The sequence below is a fragment of the Moorena sp. SIOASIH genome, from assembly GCF_010671925.1.
GTDB lineage: Bacteria > Cyanobacteriota > Cyanobacteriia > Cyanobacteriales > Coleofasciculaceae > Moorena.
Map to the genome: position 1 here is coordinate 733782 of NZ_JAAHIH010000004.1, position 21492 is coordinate 755273.

General features: G+C 43.3%; 18 protein-coding genes and 1 pseudogene. 8 read left to right on the forward strand and 11 right to left on the reverse strand.

Going from position 1 to position 21492, the window contains the following annotated elements:
• Positions 1 to 7: 7 nt before the first annotated feature.
• Positions 8 to 1411, reverse strand: a complete 1404-nt coding sequence (locus tag F6J90_RS24465) for a transposase (protein ID WP_293099390.1) — start codon at positions 1409 to 1411, stop codon at positions 8 to 10.
• Positions 1412 to 1777: 366 nt separating this feature from the next.
• On the opposite strand from F6J90_RS24465, the gene F6J90_RS24470 reads away from it, so the two are divergent.
• From F6J90_RS24470 to F6J90_RS24485, 4 genes are all read left to right on the forward strand, one after another.
• Positions 1778 to 1906: a hypothetical protein gene (locus F6J90_RS24470; protein WP_293099391.1), complete on the forward strand. Its 129-nt coding sequence runs from the start codon at positions 1778 to 1780 to the stop codon at positions 1904 to 1906.
• A gap of 41 nt (positions 1907 to 1947) precedes the next feature.
• Entirely contained in the window at positions 1948 to 3243 is a 1296-nt protein-coding gene (gene purB, locus F6J90_RS24475) for an adenylosuccinate lyase (RefSeq protein WP_293100744.1), read from the forward strand.
• Positions 3244 to 3352: 109 nt separating this feature from the next.
• Positions 3353 to 3601, forward strand: a complete 249-nt coding sequence (locus tag F6J90_RS24480) for a hypothetical protein (protein ID WP_293099392.1) — start codon at positions 3353 to 3355, stop codon at positions 3599 to 3601.
• A 23-nt stretch (positions 3602 to 3624) separates the two neighbouring features.
• Complete coding sequence (locus F6J90_RS24485; protein ID WP_293100746.1) at positions 3625 to 4470, forward strand: Uma2 family endonuclease; 846 nt, start codon at positions 3625 to 3627, stop codon at positions 4468 to 4470.
• Positions 4471 to 5023: 553 nt separating this feature from the next.
• Here the strand turns inward: F6J90_RS24485 and F6J90_RS24490 are convergent.
• The 6 genes and pseudogenes from F6J90_RS24490 to F6J90_RS24515 form a co-directional block, all read right to left on the reverse strand.
• Entirely contained in the window at positions 5024 to 5866 is an 843-nt protein-coding gene (locus F6J90_RS24490) for a hypothetical protein (protein ID WP_293099394.1), read from the reverse strand.
• Positions 5867 to 6010: 144 nt separating this feature from the next.
• Positions 6011 to 6154 (reverse strand): hypothetical protein, encoded by a 144-nt coding sequence (locus tag F6J90_RS24495; protein ID WP_293099395.1) that lies wholly within the window; start codon positions 6152 to 6154, stop codon positions 6011 to 6013.
• 29 nt (positions 6155 to 6183) lie between these two features.
• Complete coding sequence (locus F6J90_RS24500; RefSeq protein WP_293099397.1) at positions 6184 to 7104, reverse strand: Rpn family recombination-promoting nuclease/putative transposase; 921 nt, start codon at positions 7102 to 7104, stop codon at positions 6184 to 6186.
• Between the two features lie 720 nt (positions 7105 to 7824).
• Positions 7825 to 8139 carry a DUF4351 domain-containing protein gene (locus F6J90_RS24505; protein ID WP_293099398.1) on the reverse strand — a complete coding sequence of 105 codons (315 nt, stop codon included), beginning with the start codon at positions 8137 to 8139 and terminating at the stop codon, positions 7825 to 7827.
• Positions 8140 to 8550: 411 nt separating this feature from the next.
• On the reverse strand, positions 8551 to 10821 hold the full coding sequence (locus F6J90_RS24510; protein ID WP_293099399.1) for a tetratricopeptide repeat protein: 2271 nt from the start codon (positions 10819 to 10821) through the stop codon (positions 8551 to 8553).
• A gap of 208 nt (positions 10822 to 11029) precedes the next feature.
• Positions 11030 to 11818: pseudogene (locus tag F6J90_RS24515) on the reverse strand (metallophosphoesterase); the annotation flags it as partial.
• 275 nt (positions 11819 to 12093) lie between these two features.
• On the opposite strand from F6J90_RS24515, the gene F6J90_RS24520 reads away from it, so the two are divergent.
• Together F6J90_RS24520 and F6J90_RS24525 are read left to right on the forward strand one after the other, a co-directional pair.
• The gene (locus tag F6J90_RS24520; RefSeq protein WP_293099400.1) at positions 12094 to 12345 is read left to right on the forward strand and encodes a hypothetical protein; all 252 of its coding nucleotides are present in this window, start codon (positions 12094 to 12096) and stop codon (positions 12343 to 12345) included.
• A gap of 50 nt (positions 12346 to 12395) precedes the next feature.
• Positions 12396 to 12650, forward strand: coding sequence for a hypothetical protein (locus F6J90_RS24525; protein ID WP_293099401.1), 255 nt, complete (start codon positions 12396 to 12398; stop codon positions 12648 to 12650).
• An 800-nt stretch (positions 12651 to 13450) separates the two neighbouring features.
• Here F6J90_RS24525 and F6J90_RS24530 read toward each other — a convergent pair.
• From F6J90_RS24530 to F6J90_RS24545, 4 genes are all read right to left on the reverse strand, one after another.
• Positions 13451 to 14017, reverse strand: coding sequence for a Uma2 family endonuclease (locus F6J90_RS24530; RefSeq protein ID WP_293099402.1), 567 nt, complete (start codon positions 14015 to 14017; stop codon positions 13451 to 13453).
• Complete coding sequence (locus F6J90_RS24535; protein ID WP_293099404.1) at positions 13998 to 17495, reverse strand: AAA-like domain-containing protein; 3498 nt, start codon at positions 17493 to 17495, stop codon at positions 13998 to 14000. The genes F6J90_RS24530 and F6J90_RS24535 overlap by 20 nt, the downstream gene beginning before the upstream one ends.
• Before the next feature lie 181 nt (positions 17496 to 17676).
• The gene (locus F6J90_RS24540) at positions 17677 to 18600 is read right to left on the reverse strand and encodes a sulfotransferase domain-containing protein (RefSeq protein WP_293099406.1); all 924 of its coding nucleotides are present in this window, start codon (positions 18598 to 18600) and stop codon (positions 17677 to 17679) included.
• 7 nt (positions 18601 to 18607) lie between these two features.
• On the reverse strand, positions 18608 to 18784 hold the full coding sequence (locus F6J90_RS24545; protein WP_293099408.1) for a hypothetical protein: 177 nt from the start codon (positions 18782 to 18784) through the stop codon (positions 18608 to 18610).
• 419 nt (positions 18785 to 19203) lie between these two features.
• On the opposite strand from F6J90_RS24545, the gene F6J90_RS24550 reads away from it, so the two are divergent.
• Complete coding sequence (locus tag F6J90_RS24550) at positions 19204 to 19326, forward strand: hypothetical protein (protein WP_293099410.1); 123 nt, start codon at positions 19204 to 19206, stop codon at positions 19324 to 19326.
• Positions 19323 to 21092, forward strand: a complete 1770-nt coding sequence (gene mutL / locus F6J90_RS24555; RefSeq protein ID WP_293099412.1) for a DNA mismatch repair endonuclease MutL — start codon at positions 19323 to 19325, stop codon at positions 21090 to 21092. The genes F6J90_RS24550 and mutL overlap by 4 nt, the downstream gene beginning before the upstream one ends.
• Positions 21093 to 21492 lie beyond the last annotated feature (400 nt).

Sequence of the window (21492 nt, forward strand, 5' to 3'; positions counted from 1 at the left end):
CGTGCCACTATCGGCTTTCGCCGACGCTTTCGGCTTTCGCCGACGCTACGCGAACGCGAACACTTCTTGTGCGATATGATTTACTCAGTGAGGTGAACAGATCATATCGGTTTGGGAGTGCCAAAGCTCCCCTACCCACCTTGGTCAGGTTTAGACCTAACTGTGTGGCTACTTTTCGGGCTATGTTTGCAGCGCCGTTACAGTCTGCATTGATCAGCCATCCTTCAGAAGTTTTATACAGTCCACGCTTAACCCGTTTGCCCGACGGTATCCATCCTTTGGGTTTTTCACCATGTTTTGGGAGGCTGTCGTCGTCAAGGTAAGACGCTTTACTCGTGTACGCTTCCTCGGTAATTGTTAATTTAATCCCGTACTCATAGCAAAGTTGTTTTAACCGTTCGATCAATCTTCCGGTGGGGATAACTGCGAAGTTCTGATTACCACGCTTGCCCATATTGGAACGATTCTTCTGCCCTTCGTTCCAACCAATTACCAGATTCCCAATGCAATCATTCAAACAGCGATTAATAATCAACCTAGCTGCTTTATTGATCGCATCTCTGATTTGGTTGTTGCGTTTCCGTTGTACCCGGTCAAGGTTAGAATCCCAGTAAAACTCTGGCTTGCCCTGTTTGTACTTGGCTACCAGACGACAATAACCTTGGTTCATTGACTTAAGCTTACGACCATCAATAATCAAGCTTTTCCCACAGGTTGAAACTCCAGTCAACCAGTTGGTTCCACCGTGATCAAAGCTCCAGGCTTGAGTGTAGTCAAGGTTTGGGTTGCTAGCAATCGCTTCTTTCCCGTTGTCGATCACCCAATCAATCCATAGCTCTCCTAAATACGGGCGAACAGTAACCTCTTTCACCCAGTCCGGATCTATAAAATCTGGTGGTTCTAATGCGATTTCAGTTATTAAATGAGGCTTAGTTTCTTTGCTTATTGACGGATAAAACAAGCCTTTTTTGTAGTTGAGTGCTTGTCGGGGAAAAGTTACAGCAGCCAATCCCCCTTTTTTTCTGTACCTAAGCAGTCTTGGTCTGTCAACTTTGCCCTTGTAATAAAGACCTACTAATTGGTTGTAACTGGCAATGGACTCACCTACTGTCTTTAGGGTCTGTTGAGCCGACTGGGCAGCCATTGCTTTGTAATGGGGAGTTAACTTTAAAGTTTTATCTAGTTCTGGGTACTTTGTACTGCACTTATAGGTCTTCCAGCCATACCTAAGCTCATCATCCTTCCAGTAAGTAGTGAATGATTCTTCTTGCTGTTCAAGCCAACTGTAGTGTTTTTGTTTGGTGTAATAAATTGCACAATTAATCAAGCTATTTGCTTGCTCACACTGAAAGACCCAAAAAGCTTTATCTTCATCAGTAAATGACGCTTTAACTGGAATTGTTCTATACAACTTTCTATCACCTCCTATCCTTTATTATAGACACGGCGGGTTAAAACCCGTCGTGTCCGTTTCATCCCCTCCTTAAAAGAGAGGGGTTCTCACGTTCCCGGATATTTGGATAGACCCAGCATTGAGAGGAAAATTGGTCATGGTAGGTGACAATAGGCATGCTAGCAATAGGCAATAGGTAGGCAATAGGCAATAGGTAGGCAATAGGCATGCTAGCAATAGGCATGCTAGCAATAGGCAATAGGTAGGCAATAGGCATGCTAGCAATAGGCAATAGGGGATTTGAGGAATGATTAATCAATTATATAGCGTTTATCCTCATGATGCCCTAGATTCAATACCTTGTAAGCCTCGTGCAGAAACACTTTGACCACGCTACCTCCCGACTCCCGACTCCCGACTCCCGACTCCCGACTCCCGACTCCCGACTCCCGATTCCCGACTCCCGACTCCCGACTCCCTAAAACTCAAGACGAAAGTCCCTTACCCGATTGATAACTGCTACAATAGTAAGGTTGTGTTCTGCGATATTGGAATTGATTGAGCGCTACACCCTACCCGAGATGGGCGAATTGTGGACGGATACCTACAAGCTCAAAACCTGGCTTCAGGTGGAAATAGCTGTTTGTGAAGCACAAGCGGAACTGGGTAAGATTCCTGGTGAAGCTGTAGAGGAAATTAAGGCAAAGGCCAATTTTGACCTCAAGCGGGTGCAAGAGATTGAGCGAGAAGTCCGCCATGACATGATTGCCTTTCTGACTAATGTGAATGAGTATGTAGGGGATGTGGGACGCTACATTCACTTAGGCTTGACTAGTTCCGATGTTTTAGACACTGCCTTGGCACTGCAACTGGTTGCTAGTCTAAATATTATCCTCGAACAGATCGAGAAGCTTGCTCAAGCGATTCGCTACCAGGCACAACAACATCGCTACACGGTGATGATTGGTCGTTCTCACGGAATTCATGCTGAACCAATTACCTTTGGTTTTAAGCTGGCCGGTTGGTTAGCAGAAGTTTGCCGCCATCGCGATCGCTTAGTGGGTCTGCGTCAAAACATATCTGTGGGCAAGATTTCTGGTGCTGTGGGAACCTATGCCAATATTGACCCTCAAGTGGAAGCGATCGCATGTCGAAACCTGTCACTGCAACCTGATACTGCCTCAACCCAAATTATTTCCCGCGATCGCCATGGTGAGTTTGTCCAACAGTTAGCTCTGTTAGGGGCAACCATTGAACGGTTTGCTTTGGAAATTCGCAATCTCCAAAAAACTGATGTCTTAGAAGTAGAGGAATTCTTTTCTAAGGGACAGAAAGGTTCCTCTGCTATGCCACACAAACGTAATCCAATTCGTTCTGAACGGCTAACGGGGATGGCACGAATCCTGCGGGGTCATGGGGTGGCTGCTTTAGAAAATGTTGCCCTATGGCATGAGCGGGATATTTCTCATTCCTCTGTAGAACGAGTGATTCTGCCAGATGTATGTATTTTAACTCACTTCATGTTAGTGGAAATCACAGATTTAGTGAAACACTTGTTGGTTTATCCAGAAAACATGAAGCGGAATATGAATGTTTATGGGGGTGTAGTGTTTAGCCAAAAGGTGTTGTTAGCGTTAGTAGAAAAGGGGATGAATCGGGAAGATGCCTACAGTATTGTTCAGTCTTGTGCTCATCAAGCCTGGAATAAACCTGAGGGAAACTTCTACGATTTGATTATTAAAAATCCTGAAGTTACTAGTAAGCTAACTCCTTCAGAAATAGAGGAATGTTTTAATCCCGAGCACCATTTTCAACATTTGGACGAGGTTTATCAACGGTTGGGAATCTAGCTCGCTTTCAGCGGTTTTCAATTCGGTCAGGTACAAATCTCTGGGTTTTAGGGAGCAGGGAGCAGGGAGCAGGGAGTAGGGAGTAGGCAAGGCGTTGCTTAATAATGGAATGATTTTAATAGTTTTGTGGAATGGGCATCAGGCGTGGAACTGGCATCTTGCCAGTTTCAATAGATTTTCGGGCGGGCAGGATGCCCATTCTACTCCTATTCATTGCTTGATTCAGCAACGCCTATTTTTTTCCTTTTTCCCTGTTCCCTACTCCCTACTCCCTGCTCCCTACTCCCTACTCCCTACTCCCATCAAGCCTATGTTCACCTATCAAATAGAAACGCTATACAATAGTAAGTATAACTAATGATTGCCCAAGATGAGGTTGTCATGACCCAGAGCTTAGAGGGAACAGGTCTAACTATTTCGTTACCGGATCATACTCAACTACCAGAATCCAATGGCGAATTTGTGAAGAACTTCCATGAGCATCCCCAAAGCATTATTTTAACTGATTCTATTGAACCGGTTCTCCAGAAAATTCATCCCGACAAACAATACGCTATTGGTCAAGACTCAGGTATCTATTGGCGGATCACAGAACCTTTAGAAAGAGGAGCAGAAGCTCCGGATTGGTTTTATGTACCGGGAGTACCTCCTCTGCTAGATGGTAAACTTCGTCGTTCCTATGTACTTTGGCAAGAACACCTAGCACCTCTGATTGCTCTGGAATTTGCTAGTGGTAATGGAGACGAAGAAAGGGATTCTACTCCTTTATCTGCTACTGGAGAAGAAAAAACTAAACCAGGTAAATTCTGGGTTTATGAACAAATTATTCGCATTCCCTACTACGGAATCTATATCTTTGATACTGGGGAGTTAGAGGTTTATCATCTAGTCAATGGTAAATATCACCAGATGAAGACTAATCAAAGGGGACATTATCCTATTGAACAGTTAGGGGTAGAATTAGGTGTATGGGAAGGCTCATATCAGAATCTTAATCAGAATCACTTGTGGCTAAGGTGGTGGGATACGGAAGGTAATCTACTGCTGATGGGCAGTGAGCGGGCTGAGCAAGAAAAACAACGGGCTGAGCAAGAAAAACAACGGGCTGAGCAAGCTGAACGTTCACAACGAGAGGCTATTCCTAAGCTATTGGCAATGGGACTAACTGTGGAGCAAGTGAGTTCAGCGTTAGGCTTATCTATTGAGGAAGTAGAGAATGAAGAATGAAGAATTAAGAATGAAGAATTAAGAATGAAGAATTAAGAATGTAGAATTAAGAATGTAGAATTAAGAATGTAGAATTAAGAATTAAGAATTTATAATTTATAATTTATAATTTATAATTTATAATTTATAATTTATAATTTATAATTTATAATTTATAATTTATAATTTATAATTTATAATTTATAATTTATAATTTATAATTTATAATTAAGTTCGTAGGGTGCGTGATAAGACGGGCTCGCACTCATTTTCCGCCTCGTCGTCACCGTTGGAAAAGCCCGTCCGATTGTAACGGGCAAGATGCCCGTTCCACCCACCGGGTGAAACAGCATGCATTGAGATCCACCCGTTCAGCTTTAGGCTTATCTATTGAGGAAGTAGAGAATAGGGAATCGGGAGTCGGGAATCGGGAGTCGGGAATCGGGAGTCGGTAAAAACCATGAAACCCAGTCTAACTTTATCCACCGATAACAATCTCTGTTATTTGGAAGGAAATAGTCAGTGTTATAAGTGGGTTAGAAATGGGTCCGCTGCTAATTGACACTCCCACATCTCAAGACAGATATGCTTTGACTGCTGAATTCAAGGCCCACTTTACTAGATAGCTAGTTCGCCCTTGACGGTTGCTTAACAATTTTCTTTCAGTGGAACTAGCAAAAAACCAAGTCTTGGAAAAAGAATCAGGGTCGTTATAGTTTGGAGCATCAACATGAGTCCACTCTTTGCTGAGGTAATAATATTTATAAGGCTCCGAATAGCGTGGATCTTGTCGATTTATATCATCGAATTTAGGTTTCCAGTTTGAAAGAGCCATAAATTCAAAATTGTCGAATTCTGTGAGGTTTCCCTGATGGTAAACCAGGTTCGCGTGAGCTGGTACTCCCATGTCTTCAATCATGTGGAGCATTATACCTAAAAGAAAATAGGCTTGGCTCTTTCGATTTTGATCATAAGCCGTCACACTATCTTGCCACCACCCCTCGATGTCATCGCAGCCTTCATTTGTACCCTTGTGTTCTATGCGTTTAGCATTAAGATCGATCCCGTACTCTATTCCTGAAACTGGCAATTCATGGAGTTCGGTATTAGCTCCGTCAATAATGGCGTTCCGAAATTGCTGCAATTCTGGATATTGACCCTTGAGTTGATCAATTCCCCATTCGGTCAGGTAACTATGTGTTGGATGGGTGACATTTTTCCAATCGGCACTGTCCCAAGCCCAAGCGCTAGGACAAAAAAAGCTACTGGTCTCAATGAGCAACAGTAAGACGAAAGCTACAAAAAAACGCTGATATCTGAGAATTATCTTATTTGTCAGCATGGCTTGAATGTGGTTATTGGGTAAACGAGTAAACTCGAATGGCACTACAGCGGTTTGCAATTCAGTTAGGTACAAAGTTCTGGGTTTTTAGGGAGCAGGGAGCAGGGAGCAGGGAGCAGGGAAGAGGCAAGAGGGAAAACAATCCTGTGTACCTGATAGTTATGCAAACCGCCGTAAGTTAAGGGAGCTGATCAAGCTGAGGAAGCTTCATGTTTTATCTTAACTAAAAAGCGATCGCTTTCCACAAAAAGAATAGCGATCGCTCCTTAATGCCCAAACTCTTTTAACTGCCATAGACCCCTCATGGATTTTAGCTTGCTCTTTAGGCAAATCCAAACCCACTCTATCAGCTCTCCATGGCACTGCTTTTGAGTGCTACACCTAACCGGATTTTACTTATCCGTTAACTGGTTCAACCAATTGGTCAAATCCACTTCGGTTTCAAAATCTAACAACGCTTCTCCTAAATCCTCCAACTGGGAAAAGGATAACTGCTCAATTTGATTGTTTAATTGGGGATTTATCTCACCTAGGCGACGGCTAAGTAGACGCTTAATTAAATTAAGCTCATTGCGCTTTCCTTGTTCTAATCCCTGTCCTAATCCTTGTTCTAATCCTTGTTTTAATCCTTGTTTTAATCCCTGTTCTAATCCTTGTTCTAATCCTTGCTCTAATCCTTGGCGAATAATTCGTTGATAAACTACTGACTCTTGCATCATATCCTCCCGAAAATAGGCTTGAATTAACTGCTCATCAAATTTCACCCCAGCCAACAGTTGCACGCACGCAGATAAGTTACGTTGCTGTTGTCTATCTTCAATCATATCGATTCTGGCTGCTACCTGGGATAGCAAGGTTTCTGGTACTTCAGTTTGTGCTAATACTGCCAAGGGTAGTAATCCTGGGGTGGTAAGTAACGGTTGTGGATCACATTCCCAAATCCGAATTACCCGATAGCGGAAGGATAGGTTCCTCTCGGTAAATTGATTGACAAATACTCCGGCTAATCGGCTTGGTTTCAGGAATATTATTACCTGCTCAATATCACAGCGATACTGACGATATAACCTCACCCAATAATCGAGCATCCGCAGGGGTAAGGGAGGTTCAGATTGGGGTAAGGTTTGAAATTCCAAATGCAAAATAGCATCAGCAACTCGCACAAAAAACAAGGCATCTGCCCGAATTGGTTCTGTGCTTAATTCCGTGTTGAGAATTTCGATATCCTCTGCGGGTTCCTGGTTAAACAACCAACGGGTAAAGGCTTGAGGATATTGTTCAACTAGATATTTTAGGGTACTGTCGTAAGTCATTACACATCTGATCTAACTAAGTCAATTCTGGTTAAGTAATCGAAAACAGGGTTAAGAGCCACAAATTCGACGACTCGAACCTATCCCAAATCATCTTCAATCAACCCAGGGCAAGGTATGTGGGAAATATCGGCCACTTAACTAACTGTTGAAATCTCCGGTAAACCCCGACAATCATCAACGGGATATCGGGGTATAAAAACCAGGTAAAATTATGGCTATTGTTGGGGAATATTCTTCTATTTTATCACAGTTATGAGCCAGAATATTACTCGGAATTTAGTTAAAAAATTTAAGAGTTTTATCGCTACAATCGGGAGTTATTGAATTCAGTTAAATCTATTGATCCCCCCTAACCCCCCTTAAAAAAGGGGGGAAATAGACCCCTATCCCCCCTTAAAAAAGGGGGGAAATAGACCCCTAACCCACCTTAAAAAAGGGGGGAAATAGACCCCTATCCCCCCTTAAAAAAGGGGGATAATAGACCCCTAACCCACCTTAAAAAAGGGGGGAAATAGACCCCTATCCCCCCTTAAAAAAGGGGGGAACAAGAATTATCTGGATTTTTGGGCAATAGTAGAGTGGGTAAGGCAAATCCAAACCCACTCTATCAGCTCTTGATGGCACTGGTTTTGAGTGCGACACTTAACCGGATTTTACTTATCCGTTAACTGGTTCAACCAATTGGTCAAATCCACTTCGGTGTCTTGATGCAGTCGCTCATGGGGGAAACCCCCAAGACCGCGCTGCATCGCTTTCAAAATCTAATAACGCTTCTCCTAAATCTTCCAACTGGTCAAAGGATAATTCTTCAATCTGATTTTGTAATTGGGGATTTATTTCACCTAGGCGACGGTTAATTTGACGGATAATTAAATTAAGCTCATTGCGCTTTCCTTGCTCTAATCCTTGTCCTAATCCTTGTTCTAATCCTTGTTTTAATCCCTGTTTTAATCCCTGTTCTAATCCTTGTTCTAATCCTTGTTCTAATCCTTGGCGAATAATTCGTTGATAAACTACTGACTCTTGCATCATATCCTCCCGAAAATAAGCTTGAATTAAATTAAGAATTAAGAATTAAGAATTAAGAATTAAGAATTAAGAATGCATAATTTAGAACTTATAGCAACCGAAGTATAGTTTAGGACAGAGGATTTTGGTTGAAAGGGAGCAAGGAGCAGGGAGCAGAAATATGTCTTAAGCTTTACTGCGACTGCTATACATTATTAATTCTACATTATTAATTCTACATTATTAATTCTACATTATTAATTCTACATTATTAATTCTCAATTCTCAATTCTCAATTCTTAATTCTTAATTCTTAATTCTCAATTCTCAATTCTCAATTCTCAATTCTCAATTCTCAATTCTTAATTCTTAATTCTCAATTCTACATTCTACATTCTACATTCTACATTCTTAATTCTTTTATTCTGTTCCCTGTTACCTTTTTAGATCACCCAAACTTTCTAGATTCTTACGGATGGTTACAGTGTTCGGATGATTTGACCCTAACGTCCGTTCTGCAATCTCCAAAGCCTGTTGAAAGAGGGGTTCGGCCTGCTCATAGCACCCCATTGACTCGTAGAGTAATGCCAGGTTGTTGAGACTGATAGCGACCGAGGGATGGTGGTGACCCAGCCGCTGCTTATACAGCTCCAAAGCCTGTTGATAGAGGGGTTCGGCTTGCTCATAGCACCCCATTGACTTGTAGAGTAATGCCAGGTTGTTGAGACTGGTGGCCACCGAGGGATGGTGGTGACCCAGCCGCTGCTTATACAGCTCCAAAGCCTGTTGATAGAGGGGTTCAGCCTGATCATAGCACCCCATTGACTGGTAGAGTGCTGCCAGGTTGTTGAGACTTTGAGCCACATGGGGATGGTCGTGACCCAGCCGCTGCTTATACAGCTCCAAAGCCTGTTGATAAAGGGGTTCGGCTTGATCATAGCACCCCATTGACTTGTAGAGTAATGCCAGGTTGTTGAGACTGGTGGCCACCGAGGGATGGTCGTGAGCCAGCCGCTGCTTAAACAGCTCCAAAGCCTGTTGATAGAGGGGTTCAGCCTGGTCATAGCGCCCCATTGACTGGTAGAGTGCTGCCAGGTTGTTGAGACTTTGAGCCACATGGGGATGGTCGTGACCCAGCCGCTGCTTATACAGCTCCAAAGCCTGTTGATAAAGGGGTTCGGCTTGATCATAGCACCCCATTGACTGGTAGAGTGCTGCCAGGTTGTTGAGACTTTGAGCCACATCGGGATGGTCGTGACCCAGACGGCTTTTGGTTATCTCTATACATTGCTTCCACCACGGTTCAGCCTGGTCATAGGTACCTTGACCCTGATACAATCTTCCTAAGCCAACAAAGGGCCATGGTAAATCTTCATCCCTCAGCCAGTCAGTTAGGACTGTGGCAGCTTCGACTAAATGAGGAATGGCGGGGGTAACTCCTGTAATCTGATCACGAGTTGGTGTTTGGGGAATTTCTTTTGCCTTAGCCACCATTACCTGACAAAAGCTTTGCTTGTAGCCATCGGCCTCTGGTAATTGAGCGAGCTTAGTCAGGAAAAATTCTCGAATTAGTTGATGGAGCCGATAGGTTTGCTGTTCGGTCAGTTGTAAGAGATTACGATTGACTAAAAAGCGATCGCGTAATTCTTCTAATTCTTCTTGTTCTTCTTCCCGGTCATCCTCATCTTCAGTTTCGATAACACAAGACTCTACCAGTGACCAATCAAAAGGAGCAGGAGCAAACAGACTCAGACGACATCCCAACTGTTGGGCTTCTGGACAATCTTTCAAATCTTCCCAGGATAACTCAAAGGCTGCTGCTACTCCCAACTGGGCTGTGATCTCCCCTTGTTCTGTTTGATAAAGTAATGCCTTAGCTGCTAATTTCTTTTTCTCTAAACGTTTCTGAACTTTAGCAATGGTTAAACTTGAATGTATATCTAAATATCGTCCGACTAACTCCAAACCCAAAGGCAAATACCCCAACCATTCACATAACGCTTGTGCTTCTGTTAGTTCTTTCTCAATGCGCTCTTTACCAACAAGGGATTCCAATAATTCCAATGCTGCTTTTGGCAAAAGTACATCCAAATCAATTCGTCGGTAAGAAGCCCCTGGACGCTGACGGCTGGTGATCAGTACCTTGAAACGGGGTTGGGCTGGAGGTAAGTAGGGCTGAATTCTCTGTTTGTAGTCGTTGCTGAAAGAAGGCACATCATCCAGCACGATCAATGCTGTTCCTTGTGGCCAATGCCCCCAGCAGTATTCTACTTGTTGGTTGAACTCTAGTTCATCTGGAATGGTTAATCCTAATTTAGTACGGGCAAAATTGATAACTTGAGTCCCGAGATCCAAGCCTCGCACTGGGAACCAGCACAACCCACCAGGGTAGTTGTGCTGATTTTTCAGAGCATATTGTAGAGCTAACTCGGTTTTGCCAACACCGCCCATTCCGGCAATGGCACAAATCACTAATTGATCGGTCTGTTCAAATTCTTCATGGAGCTTCTCAAGTTGAGGGTCCCTACCGACAAAGTGGGGAGTGCCACGATTGATAATGTTAGTGGGGGGATTTAACTTTTTTTTTTCTTCCCCTTGCCATCGGGTCGTTTGGTCGTTCGCGCAATAACTCCACTGGTAGCAGTTTCGTGCCGTCCTCTCCTTTGGGCAGTCTAAAGGTAGGATCCCGACCGATTTCCCGTCCACCGTCCTGTTTTTTCCATGCTTGACGGGGGTAGATGCGGAGGGAGGCGGTGTTCCCTTCGATCTTCAATTCACATAGTGAATAACCATGGAGCCGTTCCTTTTTTTCTTTCCCCCACCCTTCAATGCCGAACAGGGAGCAGCCTTGCAGTGTGCTTCGAGGATTAGCACCACCTTCTGCCAAGCTGCTCAAGTTAGACTGGTGCATGTGTCCGAACAGATGTAAAGCGAATCGTTCCGGCGAGCTATAAATCTCCCCTTTTAGCTGCTCTTGGGCTTCTTCGGTTAGCCAATCCTGGGGGTGGTGGGTAAGTAGCAAACAGGCATCGTGGTCTTGTGCCCAAGACGGCCCATGGTCATGACTTTTATTACATGCCTCATGGAACTGGCACATATCTAGAGCCAGCTTACCGTGTCTACCGTCCATCAGTTGCAGAAACGCGCTATTGAGTCCTAAAATTCCGAGTTTGAACCCATCCTTCTCAATTGTTGCTGAAAAATCTCCTGGCAGTATGCCTTTTGAATAGATGTCGGGCTTAGGTACGGTCGTATTTTGCCACCATTGAAGATAATTATCGAAAGCCTTGTCTACAAGTTGTCGCTCAGGACATTTGCTGTTATCCCAAAATGCCTGTTGGAATTCATGATCGTCCCACCGATCCTGGAGATTAATCAATACGGAGTCAGACTGATCTGGTCGAACCAGGTCGTGGTTGCCAGGTACAGCCAGAAACTTTGGCTCAAATTCCATCTCGCCAAACTTTTTCCAGAACTTATCTAAGAGTTTGTCTAGCTGTTGGAATTCCGATTCACTGCCGCGCTGAGTGAGATCGCCTGTAAACATTACCAAATCGATTGGGCCTACCGTTTCACAAAGGTACTCTAAATCCTTAAAGAAAATTTCCTCAACATTTGGCCAGAGAGTTTTTGAGCCTTTCATACCCATGTGAAGGTCTGTCAGATGTAACCACCTAAGGATCACCTCCGTGTGATCATACATTTTGACCAAGCTAGTTGAATCACTCACCGATTAGCTTCCAGTTAACTATATATTATTAACCAGTAGATGCCTGAAACCCAATTTTGATTTAGTCTAACACAGGAAAATCAGGGAACAGCGGATCTGGGAACAGGGAACAAAAGTGATAACAATTCATTTTATATACCTATCACAATTTATCTGATATATTTCATTTTTTTTAGTTACCGTTGCCGATGATATCAGTAAAGTTAATCCAATAAAAAATCCCATTCTATGAAAGAGATGCTACGCGATTGAAGGAAGGTCACGCTACGCGATCGCTAACATTTTTATTCTATTCCCGATTCCCGATTCCCGATTCCCGATTCCCGATTCCCGATTCCCGATTTCCGATTCCCAATTCCCAATTCCCAATTCCCAATTCTCAATTCTCAATTCTTAATTCTACATTCTTAATTCTACATTCTACATTCTTAATTTCTTTTCTGTACATTTTCCTTCAATACCCCCTCAAAAAAAAAATTATAAAAACCCTTGACAACTAAATTTATAATCGTTATGATTATATTTATAAACTTCAAACACGAGTTTAATTATGACTGAAGACTTTGTACCAAACGAAAACAACAATACTGAAGAGACTACTCCTGGTAATACTCCTCAGGAACCTTCCCCAAAAAAATACCCAGTTAAGCACATTTTGAAAGGATCACGTAAGGCAATACTCAATACCATGCATGCCCTTTATGCACTGCGTTACGCCGAAATCTCGGAGTGGAGCCCCCTTCAGCCCACTGGCATCCCAGGGGAATTCATCACGATGATGACCAAGTACTTAATTATCGGTTAAACTAATTTACGGGGGGTTTTACCCCCCTGGCAAAAAAATCAAGTCTGATGTCAGCGGTCAGCGGTCAGCGGTCAGCGGTCAGCGGTCAGCTGTTGGGTAATAGTTCATAGCTGATAACTGATAACTGATAACTGATAACTGATAGCTTACGGTCTGATTAAATCGGATTATGTCTGGTTTGGTTTACAAAGTTGAGTCATAAGGATAACTTTTAGCCGTGGAAAGTATTTCTGCGGCTATTTTTTTTGTTAAAGGTTGGGAGGTTGAAGGTTGAAGGTTGGGATGGAGAATGCAGAATGTAGAATTAAGAATGTAGAATTTAGAATGTAGAATTTAGAATGTAGAATTTAGAATGTAGAATTTAGAATGTAGAATGTAGAATTTAGAAGGTTGGAATGTTGAAGGTTGGGATGTTGAAGGTTGAAGGTTGGGAGGTTGAAGGTTGAAGGTTGGGAGGTTGAAGGTTGAAGGTTGGGAGGTTGAAGGTTGAAGGTTGGGATGTTGAAGGTTTAAGGTTGGGATGTTGAAGGTTATTCGGTTGAAGGTTTAAGGTTGGGATGTTGAAGGTTATTCGGTTGAAGGTTTAAGGTTGGGATGTTGAAGGTTTAAGGTTGTCTGTCAGAAGGCAGAATGTAGAAGGCAGAATGTAGAATGTAGAAGGCAGAATGTAGAAGGCAGAATTATAAATTATAAATTATAAATTATAAATTCCCAATTCCCAATTCCCAATTCCCAATTCTAAATTCTTAATTCTTAATTCTAAATTCTTAATTCTTAATTCTACATTCTTAATTCTTAATTCAAATAGGTACTGTCAAAACAAATCCAGGTAGTATGTATTCTCCAGATAAACTAACTGGAAATTGGACTATTTCTACTGGTTGATTGGGACGGTATATTTCTATTTGCTGATTCTGAGGATTAATTAACCAACCTAGTTGTAAGCCACTGTTGAGGTATTCTTGCATCTTGTCTTGTAGAGGTTTAAGGGCGTCTGTCCGTGAACGCAATTCAATCACAAAATCAGGGCAAATCGGGGGAAATTTTTGCTGTTGTTCTGGAGTGAGGGCTTGCCAACGGTCTAACTTTACCCAAGCTGCATCAGGGGATCTATCTCCGCCGTTAGGTAGTTTAAACATGGTGGAGGAACTGAAAACTTTACCTAGTTTAGTTTGGCGATTCCAAATGGTTAGTTCAGTAATCAAATCTGCTTCTTGATTTCCACTAATTCCTCCTACTGGTGGCATGATAATTAATTCTCCCTTAGCAGTGCGCTCTATCTGGAATTCTGGATTTACTTGACAAAGATGATAAAATTGATTATCGGTAAAATCCACATTTTCTAAGTTAAGGGTGACAAACATCATTAACCTCCGAGTTGGTGTTCAAATAATCTTGTATCCAATTGCAACCATAGATTAGTAACTGATCTAAATCGAGGACTTGATCTAAATTCCATATAATAACAGTGTTGTCTCCACTGGCGGAGGCGAGCATTTCACCATTGGGGCTGAAAACTACGGCTAAGACGCCATCGCTATGTCCTTTCAGGGTAGTTAAAAGGGTTCCATCCCGTTTCCAGAGTTTGACGGTTTTGTCATAACTAGCGCTAGCAATTCTGTTACCGTCAGGGCTAAACACTACTCCTAATACTCCTGCTTGATGACCGTTGAGGGTAGTAATCAAGGTACCATCGCGCTTCCAGAGTTTAATGGTTTTGTCCCAACTCGCGGACGCAATGGTTTCACCGTCGGGACTGATGGCAACGCTGTAAACCCGGTCATGGTGTCCCTTCAGGGTAGTAATCAAGGTTCCGTCTGGCTGCCAAAGCTTGACAGTTTTATCCCAACTGGCGGACGCAATTAGAGTCCCGTCTTTGCTGAAGGCTACTCCATCAATGCGTCCGCTATGGCCGTTGAGGGTATTAATTAAGGTACCGTTCCGTTTCCAAAGCTTAATGGTGTTATCGGCACTAGCGGAAGCCATCATCTTACCGTCGGAGCTGAAGACTACTGCTAAAACGGCGGCGCTATGATTTGTTAAGGTTTTTACCAAGCTACCGTTTCTGTGCCAGAGCTTGATGGTGTTATCGGCACTAGCGGAGGCAATCATCTCACCATCGGGGCTAATCGCTATTCCTGAAACTCTAGCGCTATGGCCAGTCAGGGTTCTTTGTAGACTACCATCTTTATTCCACAGTTTCACGGTCTGATCCCAACTCGCGGATGCAATGGTTTTTCCGTCTGGGCTAATGGCCACTGCCCAAACTAAATCACTATGCCCTCTGAGCCTGGTTAGAATGATGCCATCAGGTTTCCAGAGCCTAACGGTTCCATCCCAACTCGCGGATGCAATAGTTTTTCCGTCTGGGCTGATGGCCACACCGTACACTAAATCTTGATGTCCTCTGAGGGTAGTGAGTAATGTCCCTTCCCAACTCCACTGGTTAACGGTTCCGTCCCAACTCGCGGACGCAATGGTTTGACCATCTGGGCTGATAGCAACTTTGTAAACGCGATCGCTATGGCCCTGAAGAGTTTTTAGTAAAGTGCCATCAGTATCCCAGAGTCTAACGGTTTTATCCCCTGACGCTGACGCAATGGTTTGACCATCTGGGCTGATGGCAACTTTGTAAACGCGATCATTATGCCCCTGAAACGTCCTTAGTAATTTCCCATTATAGCGCCAAAGTTTAACGGTTTTGTCCCCTGACGCTGACGCAATGGTTTTACCATCTGGGCTAATGGCCACTCCATAAACAATAGCGCTATGGTCTTTAAGGGTAGTAATCAAGGTACCGTCAGCTTTCCAGAGTTTGACGGTTTTGTCTCCAGACCCTGAAGCAATCATCTGGCTGTCGGGGCTAATGGCAACACCATAAACCCCAGCTTGATGACCCTTGAGGGTTTTATCGGGTTGGGATTGAAACCTGCCCTGACTATCCCGTTTCCAGAGTTTGACGGTTTTATCGTCACTAGCGGAAGCAATCAGATTCCCGTCTGGGCTAATGGCAATGTCGTAAACCCCAGCTTGATGACCGTTGAGGGTAGATAATAAATTACCATCCAGTGTCCAGAGTTTGATGGTCTTATCATAACTAGCGGTAGCGATTAGATTAGCATCCTGGTTAATGGCAACTGCCCAAACCTGATGGCTATGCTTTACTAACCGATTATATTCAACAGTGCCATAAACTGCTTGTCTTAGCACGGATTCTACTTGAGTTTCCGTACTGGGGTCGGCTCTACCAAAGCTTTTCAATCGTTGCTTGGCTCTGATCGCTTCTACTAGGGCGTCTAATTGTTGATTGGAGGCAAAGAGCGCTGCTGAGGATTTTGCGATCGCATTCATTTCGCTAATAGCTGAGCGTCTATATCCGAGGTAAGTGGTTGCCCCTAACCCTGTGGAAACCATCAATGCTGTACCCACTGCTAGCAGCAAGAACTTGAGTCGTCTGGCACTTTTTTTCTGTTCTGCTAGTCTTGCTTCTGCTTCCTTAGCCCGTTCTGCTTCTAAATACCGTTGCTGTTCAATCCAGCTTAATTCTTGAGAGGCAGCTAAGAATTCATCATCTACTACACTCAACCGTTTGCCCGCTTTCCAGTTTAACGCTTCTGCTAAGGCTTGTCCTCGCAACAGCCGAGAATTATCTTCACGGTTGGACGCTAACCAAGCGTTGAGGGCTTGACTATAAGGTCGCAGATTCCCTAATTTTTGCTCAACCCAATCCTGATTAAAAATAGACTGGTAGATCCGATTATAAACCCTTAGCACTGGGGAAGTTTTGTTCTCCTGACCAGGCTGCTTAACAACTAACCCACTTAGTCGTAATTCTATTTGTTCAGGAGTATCATCTGCAGCAATTTCTCCCTGTTGTAAGATTTGCTGATAAAGAGCCAATAACCGACTAGACCCTTGTTCATTTCTGAGAATGCGATCGCTTAAAGTTCGTAAATGCTCCGGTTGATCATTGGCTTCCCAGTTGTCAATAATTTGGTTGCGCACAAGCTGCTCTAACCAAAATGCTTCCGTACCAGGGGGAATAGTCAGAGAGCCACTAATTGCCGTTTGATTTGATATCCGCACCAGATAGCACAGCTTTTGAGTCAAAAATGGTTGTCCTCCTGTCCAAGCCAATATCTCTTTGAGAAGAGTTTGGGGATTGTCTACTAATCCTACTAATCCTGATGCTAAGGGTTGAGCTTCTTCTAGGGTAAACCCATGCAAATCAATAGCCTTACCAATATTAAAGGGGGTTCGTTTTCTCTGGGAAATTAAATCTGAAGGGGTAGCCACTCCAAATAATGCAAAAGTGAGGCGATTGTAGTCATGATTTTCTGCTCGTTGGTTATAGCAGGAGCGAATCAGAGCAAAAAAATCATCTGTAGAAAAATTGAGGCTAATAACGCTATCGATTTCATCGAAAAAAATAAAATTTTTTTCGCTTTTAAGGTTAACTAATAAAATTTCTTCGATCACCTGACTCAATCGCTGAATTTCCGATAAATCATCGTGCTCACGCCACCAAGTTTTTAAGTTAACTTTTCTGGAAAGTTTAAATTTTCTTAATAACTCAACGACTAATCCTTTGTACCACTGCTGGGGAGTAATAGTTTCGCTACCAATTATGGTCATATCGATAGAAGCGCAGCTAAAACCAGCCTGTTGCAGTCGATGCTTGATCCGTAAGCGCAAGCTAGACTTACCCATCTGTCGGGAGTTGAACACATAACAAAACTCACCCCTAATTAAGGCATTATAAAGTTCAGCATCAGCTCGACGCTCTACATAACTAGGGGCATTTAATTTTAAACTACCACCGACTTGATATTCGTAGGTGTCCATGTGTAGCAGTTTTAAATTGGTTGAGGTACTTTTTTCTGGGTTTTAGGGAGTAGGGAGTAGGGAGTAGGGAGTAGGGAACAGGTAAGTATTCAGCTATCAGCCGTCAGCTATCAGCTATCAGCTATCAGCTATCAGCTATCAGCTATCAGCTCTTAGCTTATGGGCTACGTTACTTCACAGGCTAGAAGCCTGTCCCACCTAAGGCTGACGGCTGACGGCTGACGGCTGACGGCTTACTGGGAATCAAATCAGCCCACAACATTGCTATATCTGTTCCAGCAGTCTTATTTCTAAATTTATCAGATAAACGGGCTATTTGTTCCTCAGAAAAATGATTCTTCCAATCTCCGATTTCTCCTTTGCGGATAAACGGTGTCATTTCTTGAGGTCGCTGACTCGACCAACGACTTTGGTCTTGGCTCATGCTGGTAAAACTGGTGTGTTTAAGAATGCTATTGAAAATTTCGGCATTATTGAGTTTGTCTACGTATGAACTCCCTAAAAATTTAGCAATTTCTCGAATATGGTTGGGAGTATCAGCTTTCATAGCTTCGTAAGTAATAAACAAAACATTGCTATCCTGGCGATGGTCATACCAAGACAGTAAATGCTCGAAATAATCGCCCCAATCAACTTCGCCATCAATAAAGCATTTAAAAAAATCATTAAAGGTTCCTTCAGCAAAATTATAGTGCTTCACAAAGCCTTTAGTATGGTAATAAAAAGAAACAACACAATCAAAGGGATTGCGAGCAATATAGATATACTTGGCATCAGCACAGTAAGGGGTGCATGAGTAAGGAAGATGAGTTTTAATAAACCTTGGTGATGGCATGGCTGCTACAAAATCAGCACCCACTTCTTCTAGATGAGGTACTTCTAAATTGATGTCTTTGCCCACAGGTAGGGGTTCGCCATCATGGTTGAGCATCCAGACAATATGTTGAACCCAAGTTGTGCCACATTTGGGATAAGTAACAATAAAGTTATCCTCTGGTTGAGCAGTGTAATTGAGTCCAGATTCAAAACAGGTTACCGGAAATCCCATGGGAATACGGAATCCCTGACACATTGAGTAGTGGGGTTTTTGTCGTTTTTGGTTCATTGTTTCGTTAGGGAGTAGGGAGTAGGGAGTAGGGAGTAGGGAATCGGGAATCGGGAATCGGGAATCGGGAATCGGGAATCGGGAATCGGGAATCGGGAATCGGGAATCGGGAATCGGGAATCGGGAATCGGGAATCGGGAATCGGGAATCGGGAGTAGAGGGAATAAAATTGACTGTAGCTCATCTAGAAATTATCAGACTCATTCGGATATTTTTTTAGGGTTATGCTAGATCAGCAATACTTTTGATTATATACACAACATACTATAGCAGTAATTCTAAATTATAGGTCATAAACTGGCAGTTTTATTGTTAAGATAAATAACCATAATTACTGAATTAGTATACTACTCAATATTGTTGAGATATAATCGAAAATTGTATGGCTGCTCAAACGCTGATAAATTAAAAATTATTTACCCAATAATTTTTAATTCCTTTTGACTGACGCGATCCTCCAAATTCTTAATTCCTGGATCACGTTGGTTATATCGAACTAAGGTAAATCGGTTTAACCACATTATTTATAGTAATATTGTTTGTTATCCTTTGTATTTGGTATAAAATTACTTGCAAATTCACGATATAGCGTTGATCCTACTTATGAGGTACACAATCTTTTGTCCCTATTCCCTCTTCTCTATTCCCTGTTCCCTGTTCCCTGTTCCCTGTTCCCGATTCCCGATTCCCGATTCCCGATTCCCGATTCCCGATTCTCTTAAATGATTATTCAAACCCTACCTAAAAACGTAGTCCATCTAATTGCTGCTGGGGAAGTCATTGATTCTTTAGCGGCAGTGGTGCGAGAACTGATAGAAAATTCCCTTGATGCTGGGGCAACTCGGATTACCGTTTCCCTGTGGACTGAGCAATGGCGGGTACGAGTGGCAGATAATGGCACAGGGATGGAGGTGAAGAATTTGCAAAGAGCGGCTTTTGCCCACAGTACTAGCAAAATCTCTAGTAGTGATGATCTGTGGAAGATTACTAGTTTGGGATTTCGTGGGGAAGCGTTGCATAGTTTGGCGGCTGTGGCAGAGTTAGAAATTTTGAGCCGATGCTCAGGAAATAGTCAGGGGTGGCGAGTTATCTATAATTCCCAAGGTGAACTGCGTCAAATCGAAACTGCTGCGATCGCACCCGGTACGATTGTGATAGTGTCTAATTTATTTGGTAAGTTGCCCGTGCGTCGCCAGGGTTTACCGGCGATGGCACAACAGTTGCGTGCTGTCCAAACCATTATTCATCAACATGCTCTGTGTCATCCTAGGGTGAGCTGGCAAGTGGAGCAAAATGGACGTCCATGGTTTAATCTTTGTCCTGGTCATACTGCCCAACAGATTCTGCCTCAAATTATCAAGCAGTTAAAGGAAAGTGATTTGCAGCCCCTAACGGTAGAAGTACCGATACCGGATTCGGGAACAGAACAAGAACAGGATAAAAGCACTAAGGAAAATGTCGGAAATGGTTTGATGGAGCTAGTGTTAGGATTACCGGATCGATGCCATCGCAGACGTCCAGACTGGGTAAAGGTAGCGACTAATGGACGAATTGTGCGATCGCATGAATTGGAACAAACCATGATCACAGCATTAGCTCGAACTTTGCCTCGCGATCGCTATCCCATTTGTTTCCTGCACCTGCGGATTTGTCCGAGTCAAATCGACTGGAATCGTCATCCAGCAAAGACCGAAATTTACTTACACTCGGTATCTTACTGGCAAGAGCAAGTTGCTGAAGCTATCGAGCACGCTTTGCGAATCACCCCAGCCACTCTCCCAGAAACCATTCACTCGAACAGGGTAAAACAGTTACTCAAAACATCGGAAGCTAGAGGAGGTTACACCACCAGTCGTTCAATTGAACTGATACCAGCCACTCAAGAAATTACTGACAAAACTGATAGCAAAATTGATAGCAAAACTGATAACAAAACCGATGATATTGGGCTAATCCAACTGCGAGCCATGGCTCAGCTTCATAATATGTATATTGTAGCAGAGCATCCCACCGGTATTTGGTTAATTGAACAGCATATTGCCCATGAACGGGTGTTGTATGAAGAATTATGCGATCGCTGGCAGTTAGTCCCCTTAGAACCTCCCATCATTCTCCAGCACTTATCCCCTAGCCAGGTGGAGCAACTACAGCGCATTGGTTTAGAAGTTGACCCCTTTGGAGAAGAATTGTGGGCAGTACGGAATGCACCAGAACTGTTGCGTCAGCGAGACGATTGTGCCAAAGCCCTATTAGAACTTAGTTTAGGAGGAGACTTACAAACCGCTCAAGTAGCAACTGCCTGCCGCAGTGCAATTCGCAATGGTATCCCCCTAAGCTTGTCAGAAATGCAGAGGTTATTAGATCAGTGGAAAAAGACTAGAAACCCTCGCACTTGTCCCCACGGGCGTCCCATTTATTTATCCTTAAAAGAGTCTGCTCTTTCTCGTTTTTTCCGCCGTCATTGGGTGATTGGAAAAAGTCATGGGATATAAGTAAGGGTTGGTAGGTTGAAGGTTAGCAAGTTGAAGGTTGGTAAGTTATCAAGTTGAAGGTTAGAAAGTTGAAGGTTGGCAAGTTATCAAGTTGTTCGCGTAGCGTGGCCTTTTGGCCAAGGTTGGCAAGTTATCAAGTTGTTCGCGTAGCGTGGCCTTTTGGCCAAGGTTAGCCAGTTGTTCGCGTAGCGTGGCCTTTTGGCCAAGGTTAGCAGGTTAGCCAGTTGTTCGCGTAGCGTGGCCTTTTGGCCAAGGTTGGCAAGTTATCAAGTTGTTCGCGTAGCGTGGCCTTTTGGCCAAGGTTAACCAGTTGTTGGCCCAAAGCGTTCGGTGTAGGGTAGGTTAGCCAGTTGTTCGCCCAAGGAGGTTCGGTGTAGGGAGTGACTGAATAGAAAATATC